This window comes from Bartonella sp. ML70XJBT.G (genome assembly GCF_028618575.1).
Taxonomy (GTDB): domain Bacteria; phylum Pseudomonadota; class Alphaproteobacteria; order Rhizobiales; family Rhizobiaceae; genus Bartonella.
This window is the reverse complement of record NZ_JAQITA010000005.1, coordinates 1-12,117: the sequence shown is the minus strand read 5'-3', so window position 1 is coordinate 12,117 and position 12,117 is coordinate 1. Positions and strand designations below refer to the sequence as shown.

The window sequence follows — 12,117 nt, the reverse complement described above, 5'->3', positions numbered from 1 at the left end:
AAATGCATAAATTGTACACATCCTTTCTACTTTAAAACACCCTTATTGGAATCTGGTGGAAATGCTGCATTTGCCATTTCACCTCGTAACAGCTTATAAGCCTCATGTAATTGAACATCATCTTTGGGATCTTGCGGAACAAACGCAGCTGAGCCAGAACCTTTATTATTTTCTCGTTTTCCTTTGATATGCCTTTGTAACGCAGATTCACCAACCTTGACGTCATAACCTTTATATTTTTCAGGAAGTGGTTGCTCTACAATAATATCAGGTGTAATCCCTGTGCCTTGAATTGAAGTGCCTGACGGTGTGTAATAAAGTGCTGTTGTTAAACGTAAAGCACCATTTTCACCCAAGGGAATAATTGTTTGGACAGAGCCCTTACCAAAAGATTGTGTTCCTAAAATCGTTGCACGACGATGATCTTGCAATGCACCTGCAACAATTTCAGAAGCACTTGCCGAACCACCATTAATAAGCACAATGAGAGGCTTTCCATTAATGATATCTCCTGGTTTAGCATCAAATCTCGTCACATCACTCTTTTTACGCCCACGGGTTGATACAATCTCACCTTTATCGAGAAAAGCACTCGAAACATTCACTGCTTGGTCTAAAAGACCACCAGGATTAAGCCGTAAATCAAGAACATACCCCTTTAATTTATCTTGAGGAATTTTAGATTGAATATCTTTAATTGCAGCCTGAAGATTCCCAAAAGTTTGCTCAGAAAACTGAATAATCCTTACATAACCAATATCGTTCTCAACACGATATTTCACCGCTTTCACTTTGATGATATCACGAATAACCTTAATTTCGAGCGGCTTATCAACACCAGAACGAATAATTGTCAATGTAATTGGTGTGCCAGGCGCACCCCGCATCTTATTAACAGCTTCATTCAATGTCTGACCATTGGTTTGTACACCATCAATTTTTGAAATGAGATCTCCTGCCAAAATCCCTGCTTTTGAAGCAGGCGTATCATCCATTGGAGAAACAACTTTAATTAAATTTTTCTCCATGGTGACTTCAATACCAAGACCTCCAAATTCTCCCTTCGTAGAATCCCGCATTTCTTTGGCTTCTTGCGCATTCATATAAGATGAATGAGGGTCAAGTGATGTGAGCATCCCATTGACAGCATTTTCAATCAGTTTTTTATCATTTGGAACCGTAACGTATTGCATACGTACCCGTTCGAAAATATCGCCAAATAGAGCCAGCTCTTTATATACATCATTTTCTTTATTCGCAGCAACAGACTGCACCATAATCATTGAACTGGCGCCGAGCAATACCCCAGCGACCAAAAGAATAACTTTACGAATCATTTTGGTTCCTTCTCGTTTTTTTCAGTCCGCCACCAAGAAGTTGGATTTACAGGCTTCCCCTGCTTTCTAAACTCAATGTAAAGCATTGGAACAGTTTTGCCTATATCCAATGCAACACTGTTCGCAATAAATTGCATCCCCATGGTTCCAAGAGGTTCACCTGCAAGAACAAACTGCCCCTGAGTGACATTAATTCTCGACATTCCAGTCAGAACAATATGATAACCATTCCCCACATTGAGAATAATTAATTGTCCATAAGAACGAAATGGTCCAGCAAAAGCAACAAGAGCATCAGCAGGAGATATAACAACTGCAGCTTCTTCTGTTTCAACCATTTCACCAAAGCGTGTAATTTGTGAACTTTTATGGCCATGCCGAACTTTTGTTCCCACAACAGGAAAAAGCAAAGAGCCTTTTTGGCCTTCAAAATTGTTTTGCTCTAACAATTGTAAATTTTTCTGTACCTGTATGGATGTATCAGAACTCAGTTTTGATTGACGGTCAAGTTCTACAATCAATTCTTCCAAAGACTGGGCTTTTTTAGCAAGAACAATGTTTTTTTGTTGCTGTTGTGTAAGTTCTTCTTCTGATCTTTTTTGTAATTTGGCTTTTTCTTCTAACAAAAGCTCTAAACGTTTTCTCTGCTCTGCTTGATTTTGCATTTTGGTCTTTAAGGAAGCATATTCCGCAGAAATTGAATTGCTCAAAGTAGTTAATTCCTTGAGACTCTCTGTTAAATCCCTTGTTTTCTCTTGCATCTGAGGTACAACAGCCCCTAATAAAATAGAACTCCGTACAGAAGCTAACGCATCTTCAGGTCGCACCATAAGAACAGGAGGAGGCTTTAAACCCATACGTTCTAAGATAGCGAGAACTTCTGCAAATTCAGCACGACGATTTTTTAAACTTTGATGAACTTGTGCCCGCTTTTCTATCATTTTTTTTAGCTTTTTTTCCCTTTCAGCAATATCTTTTGCTATCCCACGTTCTAATTGAGCAGTTTTTATGAGTGCATCACTTAAAGCATGTTGATCTTTCTTTAAACGCTCAACTTGACGCGTAAGAAAAGCAACACGTTCACGCGAGATGGAAATATTTTGGCGAATTTCTACCAACTCTTTATTTGCTGTCTCTACACTTCTCACTTTATCCTCAGCATGTGAGAGAGAACAACAAAAAAACATACTCAAGAACAGTACGACAAATATCACGCATTCCTCATATAAATATCGCATTTTTCTATGAAGAAGCTTCTTCATTTACCCAACCATTCAGCATCATCACATAAACTAGAGTGCTTTAAATGATGTCCGCTAAAACAATATTAATAAATACATAAATAACTGCTAAAAATCGCATAAAAATTTTATGCCCTATGATAAGGATGATTACTTGCAATCGTTACAGCACGATAAAGCTGTTCTATAAGGAGTATACGCGCAATTTGATGTGGCCATGTCATAAAACCAAAAGATAACAGAAAATCAGCACGACTTCTTATCTGTTCATTATGTCCATCAGGCCCTCCTAAAGCAATTACGAGATCACGGATGCCTTCATCACGATAAAATCCCAATTTTTCAGCAAAAGCAGATGATGAAATTGACTTTCCACGCTCATCCAACACAATTAAGCGACATTTTTCAGGAAGAAACTCGATAAGTTTTCTTCCTTCTTCTTCCATACGCTGATATGCTGTTTGAGCACGACTTTCTGATATTTCTTGTAGTTTTTTTAAATGAAATCCTACTGCTCCACAACTTTTAGAAAAACGATCCAAATAATGATCAACTAATTTATGTTCTGCTCCCTTTTTCATGCGACCAACAGCAAAAATAGAAATTTGCATGTTAATGATCTCCAAAGAGAATCGATTTTGTATTGTTGAAATCTGGAGCAAGCCACATTTTTTCTAAATTATAAAAGAGACGAATTTCCGGACGAAAAAGATGAACAATAATATCACCTGTATCAATCAATACCCAATCACCTCCAGCCAGCCCTTCTACATTTACAAAACCGCATCTTTTGTCTTTCCAAGTACGTAACAAATGATCAGCGACAGCAGAGACATGACGCTGTGAATTTGCTGAAGCTATAACTATATAATCAGCTAAGGACGACTTCCCCTGAATATCAATGGAGACAATATCTTCTGCTTTTGTATCCTCTAAACTCTTAAGAATAATTTTGAGACCATCTCTCACAGAAAAAACTTTTTTTTCTGTGCATGATGCAATACCGTAAAAGTGTTTTTCCAATGTGTTTTCCAGACCAATATCCTTTCTTATCATTTAAAGTATAAAAAGAACTTCTTCTTAAAAAAGAAGAGAGAATCTTTCGTACTCCTCCTTATCCTTTAGAGCAAAAATCCGTACTCCTCCACCAATCTATCATAAGATTGGTTCAAGTTTGCTCTCCCTCTTAAGCCCTTTGATGGCTTCACTTTATAAGCTTAACTAAACAAGCCCTATCTTGAATGTCCCATTTAACTTCACCTTTTACACTTAATTGATGCAAAAGAAAATTGAAATTATACATAGGCATCATTGTATTTTTACATGTATCAATAAGCCTTATATCATTATCCTGATAAGGTAATATTTTATGGCATTAAAAATCAAATGTTTAAGAAAAATTGTTCTCCTTTAAACGAAGATTCGTTGAAGACTCAAAAGACAAAGGCCCATGCAAATAAGTCCAAACTGGTGGTTTCATAAAAGGTAATCGTCTACTTTCTCTCTCATCTAAACGAAAAGAACGATAAATATGTGCTATAGGAGACGAGAGCGCTGACATCTGTACAAAAGGACGATCAATAACCGCAAGAGGAAGCATAGAGATGATATCATGCCATCGATACCAATGATGAATCGTAGCAAAACTATCTGCACCGATAATCCACACAAAATGGACTCCTCGATAATGCGCAAGAATATGAGAAATCGTATCTACGGATACTTTACTACCTATCGCCTGCTCAAAACCGGTTACACGAATCTTTGGATGATCAACCAGTTGAACACTGAGCCACATTCTCTCTTCTAAAGAGAGTAAGTGTGTACGATCTTTTAAGGGATTTTGTGGTGTTACCATCCACCATAATTGATCAAGATGCAAACGCCGAATTGCAATTTTTGCAACAAGAAGATGTCCCTCATGGGGGGGATTAAAAGATCCTCCAAAAAGACCTACAACATTGGACCTTTCAACATGGGGCATACGATGCTTCCATGGGAAAAAGAGCTGTTTCAACAAGGTCTAACCTGTCCATTTCCCCTAATATGGTACTGAAATGATGTGAGTTGTTCAACACCTATAGGACCACGCGCATGTATTTTTCCCGTGGCAATACCAATTTCCGCCCCAAAACCAAACTCACCTCCATCAGCAAATTGGGTAGATGCGTTATGAAGTAAAATGGCTGAATCCAAATGATTAAAAAATTTCTCCACCATTTCCCTGTCATCAGTAATAATCGATTCCGTATGTCCTGATGAATAACGCTTGATATGAGCGATGGCTCCCTCAATACCTTCAACTGTTTTGACAGAAAGAATGGCATCAAGATATTCGTATGACCAATCTTCTTCACAAGCTAATTTGAAACTTGGCATAAGAGAAAGAATATCTTCTGTTGCACGAATTTCACACCCTTTCTCCTGCAAATCTGTGAGAACAGGAAGAAACTTTTTTAATGCTTTACGGTCAATAAGAACTGTTTCAACAGCACCACATATACCTGTCCGCCGCAACTTTGCATTTAAAACAACCTTGCGCGCCATCTCTAAATCTGCTGATTGATCAATATAAATATGACAAAGCCCCTCTAAATGCGCAAAAGTCGGAACACGTGCATCAGACTGAATACGCGCGACGAGGCTTTTTCCACCACGAGGCACAAGCACATCAATCATACCATCAAGCCCTTTGAGCATTTCTCCCACAGCATCACGATCTGTCGTTCCAACCATTTGAATGGCATCTTTAGGAAAACCAGCTTTCTCTAATCCTCTCACCAACGCACCATGAAGTGCATGGGCAGAATAAAAACTATCCGAACCACCACGTAAAATTGCAGCATTGCCTGCCTTTAAGCACAAAACACTTGCATCAATTGTAACATTTGGTCGACTTTCGTAAATAATGCCAATCACACCAAGAGGTGTCCGAACACGGCTAATATGAAGCCCATTGGGACGTGTCCATTCACTCATCACTTGTCCAACAGGATCAGGCAAATGAACAATTTGGCGGACACTTTCTATAATTGCACACAAACGCGACTCATCTAATTTCAGTCTATCAACCATTGCGGTATTTAAATTATTTTGAGTAGCATTTTCTAAATCCTGACAATTCGCCCGTAAAATTTCAGCCGATTGATCTTCTAAACTTAAAGCTATCATTTCTAATGCTTTGTTTTTTTGTTCAGAAGACATAATAGCCAATGCCGCAGCCGCATGGCGCGCTTTTCGCCCCATGTCCTTCATTTGTTCTTTTAAAGCCATAATATCATCCATTCTGTTAAAACATAAAGAAAGCAAAAGATAACTTTTTTAAGCAGAATCGGTCAAGCAACGTAAAACCATATCATTGCGATGTACCATAGCAGAACGCGCTTCATAGCCTAAGATAAATTCAATTTCTTCACTTTTACGTCCCATAATGCGGACAACTTCATCTTCGTCATAATTCACAAGTCCACGAGCAATCTCAACTCTATTTGTATCAATAATCGCCACCGTATCCCCACGATTGAATTTTCCTTCAACCGCAACAACTCCTGCAGCTAATAATGACTTTCCAGATTCAAGAGCCTTAACCGCTCCTTGATCAATCATCAAAATACCAGAGGGATCCAAATGACCAGAAATCCACGTTTTCCAAGCATTGACCGGCTTTTCACTGGCAGCAAAAAAACTGTTACGTTCTCCCCTATCAAGAGCCGCAAGAGGATTCATACGCTTTCCTGAAGCAATCACCATTGCTGTTCCAGCGGAATTTGCTATTTTTCCGGCATCAAGTTTGGTCTTCATTCCTCCACGAGAAAGTTCTGAAGCAGCAACATCGGCCATTTTTTCGATATCACTGGTGATTGATCCAATAAAGGGAATAAATTCAGCTGTTGGATCACGATGGGGAGACTTCGTATAAAGTCCATCAATATCTGATAACAATATCAAAAGGTCTGAACCCATCATCGTCGCCACACGTGCTGCTAAACGATCATTATCACCATAGCGAATTTCACTTGTTGCCACAGTATCATTTTCATTAATAACGGGCACCGCTCCAAAGCGCAAAAGCACATTAATCGTAGCACGAGCATTGAGATAACGCCGTCTTTCTTCTGTATCAAAGAGAGTGAGTAAAATTTGTCCCGTTTTTAATCCATACCGTGCAAGCGCATCACCATAGGTTTTTGCTAATTCAATTTGCCCTAAAGCAGCACATGCCTGACTCTCTTCTAATTTCAAAGTTCCGTTGGGAAGCTGTAGTAATGTCCTTCCTAAAGCAATGGCTCCTGAAGACACCAGTAAAATCTCCACGCCTTTTTGACGCAATTTGACAACATCACTTATCAAACTGTTGAGCCATTCAGCCCGCAAACCTGTCTGAGGATCAACCAAAAGCGCAGAACCAACTTTGATCACAATGCGTTTATAATGTACAAGCTTTTGCAATCCAACTGCCATCCTCATTAATCCTGCTCTTCTCCACCATCATCCTCTTCACGTGCCATTTCAATCACACGAGCAATAGCACGGAGTACATTTTCTAAACCTTCATGACTAACCGCAGAAAACATCAACACAGGCCTACCCGTTATGCTCTGCAATACCTCTTGTTTGATTTTACGCTCTTCAGCAGTGAGGGTATCTATCTGACTTAAAGCTATAATTTCAGTTTTATCACTCAAATTATTTCCATAAGCCTCTAACTCATTACGCACGATCTGATAGGCTTTCGCTACATCTTTCTCTTGAGCAGAAATTAGATGAAGTAAAACACGACAACGTTCTACATGCCCTAAAAAACGGTCCCCAATCCCTACACCTTCATGTGCCCCTTCAATGAGACCAGGAATATCCGCCAAAACAAATTCACGGGCATCGATACGTGCCACACCAAGATAGGGATGCAGAGTTGTAAAAGGATAATCGGCAATTTTTGGCTTTGCTGCCGTCACAGAAGCTAAAAAAGTTGATTTGCCAGCATTAGGCAAACCAATAAGCCCACCATCAGCAATTAACTTCAAACGAAGCCACAATGTGCGCTCTTCTCCAGCCAATCCAGGATTTGCACGGCGAGGTGCTCGATTCGTAGATGTCGTAAAATGCAGATTTCCAAAACCACCATTCCCGCCTTTTGCAAGACGATAACGTTGTCCTACTTGTGTTAAATCACAGATTAAAGTTTTATTATCCTCTTCAAAAATTTGTGTCCCAACTGGTACTTTAAGGATGATATCATCACCCTTTTCACCCGTCATATTACGTCCCTTACCGTGCCCCCCTGTTTTTGCTCTAAAATGCTGTTGGTAACGATAATCAATCAGCGTGTTAAGCCCATCAACAACCAGTGCCCAAACATCACCACCACGTCCCCCATTACCTCCATCAGGACCACCAAATTCAATGAATTTTTCACGACGAAATGATACTGCCCCTGCCCCTCCATTACCAGAACGAATATAGACTTTAGCTTGATCAAGAAATTTCATTGGAAACGCTCACTGAGGAATCAATCTCTTTACCTTTATAGGCAATACATCGATTTTACCAGTCTCCATTATCAACAAAAAAACATTTCATAACATCACCAACACCACCGAAAACCGTTTAACAATACCCTTATGTTATAAATATGTAAGTAAACTTAAACATGCTAAAAAAAACTATCCTTCTTCTTTTCCTTTAAACCCAAGTGCTAAAAGATAGAGCTCCACGGATTCTGATCGGCTTGCAGGTGGTTTAACATGATGAACTGTTTTAAAATTCTGTTTCAATGTTGTGAGAAGGGTGTTTTCTGCTCCCCCTTGAAAAGCCTTTGCTAAAAAATGCCCTCCAGGCTTGAGCACTGACAAAGCAAAATCAGCAGCAACCTCACATAAATAAATTGTTCTTAAATGATCTGTCTGACGATGACCTGTTGTTGGTGCAGCCATATCAGAAAGTACCACATCTGGCTTCGTTCCTAAAGCACTTATTAATTTCTCTGGTGCATCTGCATGCAAAAAATCCATTTCCAACATCACAACTCCAGGTAATGGCTCAACAGGCAAATAATCAATACCAACTACATTAGGTTTTTGATCACTTGACCCTACAATACGCTTTGCCACCTGACACCATCCCCCCGGTGCTGCTCCTAAATCAATAATTTTTTGACCTTTTTTGAGAAACTTATAGCGTTCATTTATTTCGATTAACTTATACGCTGCACGCGAACGATAACCATCCACTTTCGACTGATGAACATAAGGATCATTCAGATGTCTCTCTAACCATCTTCGTGATGATGCTTTAATGGTCCCTGCTTTCTTCTTTACACGTTGATATAGTTCATGTGATCCTGAACCACCATATCCGCCAGTTGGTGTCTTTATCGTCTTTTTCATTGTTATTTATTCTCTCTATGACTCTAATAACTGCCTTAGCGTTTGAAGCTTTTTCCCTTCCTATGACGACACCATACACCATCGCGTAACATTAACTCTATCAAAATTCCTTCTCTCAATCCACGATCAGCAACTCTTAATCGTTGACTGGGCCAAACTTCTCTAATAACGTCTAGAATTGCACAACCAGCTAAAATTAAATCTGCTCTACCTCTTCCAATACAAGGATTAGTCACGCGTTTTTTCATATCCCATGATAATAAACGTTGCATCATAAGAGTAATGTCTGCATCATTCATCCAAATGCCATCAATTTGCTTCCGATCATAACGCTCTAAATTAAGATGTATGCCTGCTAAAGTCGTAATCGTTCCAGAAGTTCCCAAAAGATGAAACTTTGAACTTTTAGCCAAAGCACCTAATTTATGACGTTCTGAAAAATTATTGAGAAAACTCCGTACATAACTTTTCATCTTTTCAAAATTATCTAAACTCACATGATTTCCCCCAAAACGCTCAGCAAGCGTGACAACACCAACAGGAAGTGAAGTCCACGCAGTAATCTGTTCCGTTAAACGTAAAGAACGCTTCTTAGAAACATCAAGGAGCACAATTTCTGATGATCCTCCCCCAATATCAAAAAGTACAATCGCATCAGTATTCGGCTCAACGAGCGTACCACACCCTGAAACAGCAAAACGTGCTTCTGTCTCCCTATCAACAATTTCCAATTCAAGACCAGTTTCATCCAAAACACGTTGAATAAAATGTTCACCATTTTTCGCTGAACGACAAGCTTCCGTTGCAATTAAACGATAACGCTTAATACGTTTTTGCTTTAACTTGAAATGACAAATCTTTAATGCTTCAATTGTCCGATCCATCGCTTGTGTATTCAGAAAGCCGTTATTTACTAACCCTTCTCCCAATCGTACAATACGTGAAAAAGCATCAACAACGCGAAAATATCCAGGTTTACTAGGAGAGGCAATAAGAAGCCGGCAATTATTCGTTCCTAAATCAAGTGCCGCATAAAGAGGTGGAGATTGTGGTTGAGAAAAATGTGAAAGAAATGGGGATTTGATGCGTTTTGTTTTTTTTACGCCTACAATTTCCCGACCATGCAATTCAAAAACTTTATTTGATTGAATAAATACCCGTTTCTGTTTACCGTGTCTTTTTCGCTGTTGTTTCTCTATATCAACCGAAATAGAATCCCTCTCTATCTGTAATACTGTAGAACAGTTTTTTTTGTTACACTCACGCTTATCAGATAATTGATTTGCTTTCGTATCATACACTCTTTCTCGCTTTGACTCTTTTGAACCATAATCTAATGGGGGCATTTTTCCTATCCTTTAAGCGTTTTCCCCCAATAATAAACGCGAGAACTCTTCTGCTCATTCATAAAGCTAAAATAACAATGCGGTATTAAATGACAAATATCAAGCAAACATTACCTATTTTTCTATCATAAAGCTTTCTACGCTAGCATCATTCAGATGTTGCAATATTTTTTTTTATTCTTAGCGCAGATCTATAATTTTTTATGAACTTTATAATATAAATGACGTATTTAATCTTAATTTTATAATATTCTAACCATCCTTTATATCATTTACTTGGAATACGTCTTTATTTTAGATAGTTCAATTTATCATTTTAGAACATCTCTTAACCACTACCTTTTCTTTGTTCTCATGAGATCACAATATTGTCATTGTAATTACATTTTGTAAAATGACTTATCTCTTCTGCCATTACCCCAAACTGATTATAGCATTTCAATGGGAAGTTATTGATGTCAAATAATGTCATTATAAAATCAGGAAGAACTGTTACAGAAATAAATGCACACATTTCTTTCTTGTTCGAGGAAATCGTATTCTGTCTCTTAAAAAATAGCTATTTTAATGATTTTTACTGTTAATGACTAACGTTAGTAACTCTATAAATTTTATAGAAAAACTTTAACTTCATTTTTCCGTTACATATAGTGACCTGATTGTGATTATAAAGCTGTAAAATGCATTCTTGTTTGAAGTCACCTCTATATCATATCGTGTAGAACTTTTTACTCATGACTCTTCATTTAAATTTGAATTTGCAGCTACATCTGAAATACAACGCAATAATTTGCAAAAAAAACTCTGGAAATACTCTCTATGTCCCCTATCGTTGTAGAGAATTAAGTGCTGCACTTAACCCTTTAAATGGCACAACAAAAGAAAATACCTTTCCTTCTTTTACCTTATAGGAAATCCGCACTTTTTTATCTTGCTCTATTTGTTTACTAAGAACTGATCCTACAAGCGATTGTGCTAAGCAGACTGTTTCATTACACTGCGTATACTGAATAAGAATAGGCTTTTTAACGCCCTCCACAAAAATTTGGATAGGAACATTTTTATCAGCATTTGGCAATGTTCGAAAGAGCATTACTGGTTGACCATTTTTCGTAGAAACAAGAGACCAACTAAATATAGTATTATCCTCTTGATCATGAACTGTCTGCGTCACATTGCATATGCCTCGCTTAAGCTTTTGTTTTTCATCCTGTTTTTCATCACAAATCAAAGTCCAATGAAAAAACTGCATAATAATTCGGCGTGTTTCACCAGCTTCTCCCTTAGGAATAGATAAATGTGGTGGTTGCACTGTATAGGTATTATTTTTCTCGTTAGCAAAACTTTCGCCCTTGCCTAATAAGGCAAGAACGAACAAGATCTTCACAAAAATATTTTGTTTTTTTATCATAATATTCATTTTTTTCATAATCATCTCAGCCTCAGAGTAATTCCTGCGCCTATACCCCAGTGACCTCCAGCACTCGTGACAGATACGTTAGAACGAATATTCCCATCTTCAGATGTATAACCAGCACCGATAGCGAATGCCGATTGGCTACGCCATACACCCGTACCAAATGAAACACTTAAAGATCCTGGTATATCATAGTAACGCAAATTAGAGACAGCCAAACCAATAGCAGCTGCTTGTCTTGCTTCTTTGCGAACATCCTCAATTGCATAATTTAACGTCTCAAACTTCATATCCGTGTAGGCTTTGGATTCATTAACCCCATTGTTTACTAAATCAGTCACACGATCATCCGTATATTTCTTCGCATCATCAAGAACTAACTTCATCTGT

General features: G+C 38.3%; 12 protein-coding genes. All 12 read right to left on the bottom strand.

The window, feature by feature from the left end; translation table 11 throughout:
* Positions 1 to 26 precede the first annotated feature (26 nt).
* Positions 27 to 1,337 (bottom strand): S41 family peptidase, encoded by a 1,311-nt coding sequence (locus PVV64_RS03420; protein WP_273759811.1) that lies wholly within the window; start codon positions 1,335 to 1,337, stop codon positions 27 to 29.
* The gene (locus tag PVV64_RS03415) at positions 1,334 to 2,485 is read right to left on the bottom strand and encodes a peptidoglycan DD-metalloendopeptidase family protein (protein ID WP_273759810.1); all 1,152 of its coding nucleotides are present in this window, start codon (positions 2,483 to 2,485) and stop codon (positions 1,334 to 1,336) included. Before PVV64_RS03415 ends, PVV64_RS03420 begins: the two co-directional genes overlap by 4 nt.
* 221 nt (positions 2,486 to 2,706) lie before the next feature.
* A complete protein-coding gene (rlmH, locus tag PVV64_RS03410; RefSeq protein ID WP_273759809.1) occupies positions 2,707 to 3,189 on the bottom strand; it encodes a 23S rRNA (pseudouridine(1915)-N(3))-methyltransferase RlmH in 483 nt (160 codons plus the stop codon).
* Position 3,190: 1 nt separating this feature from the next.
* Positions 3,191 to 3,634 (bottom strand): ribosome silencing factor, encoded by a 444-nt coding sequence (gene rsfS / locus PVV64_RS03405; RefSeq protein WP_273759808.1) that lies wholly within the window; start codon positions 3,632 to 3,634, stop codon positions 3,191 to 3,193.
* A 334-nt stretch (positions 3,635 to 3,968) separates the two neighbouring features.
* Positions 3,969 to 4,562: a nicotinate-nucleotide adenylyltransferase gene (locus tag PVV64_RS03400; protein ID WP_273759807.1), complete on the bottom strand. Its 594-nt coding sequence runs from the start codon at positions 4,560 to 4,562 to the stop codon at positions 3,969 to 3,971.
* Positions 4,563 to 4,591: 29 nt separating this feature from the next.
* Positions 4,592 to 5,851, bottom strand: coding sequence for a glutamate-5-semialdehyde dehydrogenase (locus PVV64_RS03395; RefSeq protein WP_273759806.1), 1,260 nt, complete (start codon positions 5,849 to 5,851; stop codon positions 4,592 to 4,594).
* Between the two features lie 48 nt (positions 5,852 to 5,899).
* A complete protein-coding gene (proB, locus tag PVV64_RS03390) occupies positions 5,900 to 7,039 on the bottom strand; it encodes a glutamate 5-kinase (RefSeq protein ID WP_273759900.1) in 1,140 nt (379 codons plus the stop codon).
* A gap of 5 nt (positions 7,040 to 7,044) precedes the next feature.
* Entirely contained in the window at positions 7,045 to 8,067 is a 1,023-nt protein-coding gene (gene obgE / locus PVV64_RS03385; protein ID WP_273759805.1) for a GTPase ObgE, read from the bottom strand.
* Between the two features lie 174 nt (positions 8,068 to 8,241).
* Entirely contained in the window at positions 8,242 to 8,964 is a 723-nt protein-coding gene (locus PVV64_RS03380; protein WP_273759804.1) for an RlmE family RNA methyltransferase, read from the bottom strand.
* Positions 8,965 to 8,999: 35 nt separating this feature from the next.
* A complete protein-coding gene (locus PVV64_RS03375) occupies positions 9,000 to 10,310 on the bottom strand; it encodes a Ppx/GppA phosphatase family protein (protein WP_273759803.1) in 1,311 nt (436 codons plus the stop codon).
* A gap of 826 nt (positions 10,311 to 11,136) precedes the next feature.
* The gene (locus PVV64_RS03370) at positions 11,137 to 11,745 is read right to left on the bottom strand and encodes an invasion associated locus B family protein (RefSeq protein ID WP_273759801.1); all 609 of its coding nucleotides are present in this window, start codon (positions 11,743 to 11,745) and stop codon (positions 11,137 to 11,139) included.
* Positions 11,742 to 12,117: YadA-like family protein (locus tag PVV64_RS03365; RefSeq protein ID WP_273759800.1), on the bottom strand; the 376-nt coding region annotated here is incomplete at its 5' end. The genes PVV64_RS03370 and PVV64_RS03365, both read right to left, overlap by 4 nt.

What these genes read in the sequence shown, in the direction of transcription:
- proB (WP_273759900.1), bottom strand. Translation starts at nt 7,039, where the DNA reads ATGGCAGTTGGATTGCAAAAGCTTGTACATTATAAACGCATTGTGATC.
- PVV64_RS03375 (WP_273759803.1), bottom strand. Translation starts at nt 10,310, where the DNA reads ATGCCCCCATTAGATTATGGTTCAAAAGAGTCAAAGCGAGAAAGAGTG.
- PVV64_RS03395 (WP_273759806.1), bottom strand. Translation starts at nt 5,851, where the DNA reads ATGGCTTTAAAAGAACAAATGAAGGACATGGGGCGAAAAGCGCGCCAT.
- rsfS (WP_273759808.1), bottom strand. Translation starts at nt 3,634, where the DNA reads ATGATAAGAAAGGATATTGGTCTGGAAAACACATTGGAAAAACACTTT.
- PVV64_RS03370 (WP_273759801.1), bottom strand. Translation starts at nt 11,745, where the DNA reads ATGATTATGAAAAAAATGAATATTATGATAAAAAAACAAAATATTTTT.
- rlmH (WP_273759809.1), bottom strand. Translation starts at nt 3,189, where the DNA reads ATGCAAATTTCTATTTTTGCTGTTGGTCGCATGAAAAAGGGAGCAGAA.
- obgE (WP_273759805.1), bottom strand. Translation starts at nt 8,067, where the DNA reads ATGAAATTTCTTGATCAAGCTAAAGTCTATATTCGTTCTGGTAATGGA.
- PVV64_RS03420 (WP_273759811.1), bottom strand. Translation starts at nt 1,337, where the DNA reads ATGATTCGTAAAGTTATTCTTTTGGTCGCTGGGGTATTGCTCGGCGCC.
- PVV64_RS03400 (WP_273759807.1), bottom strand. Translation starts at nt 4,562, where the DNA reads ATGCCCCATGTTGAAAGGTCCAATGTTGTAGGTCTTTTTGGAGGATCT.
- PVV64_RS03380 (WP_273759804.1), bottom strand. Translation starts at nt 8,964, where the DNA reads ATGAAAAAGACGATAAAGACACCAACTGGCGGATATGGTGGTTCAGGA.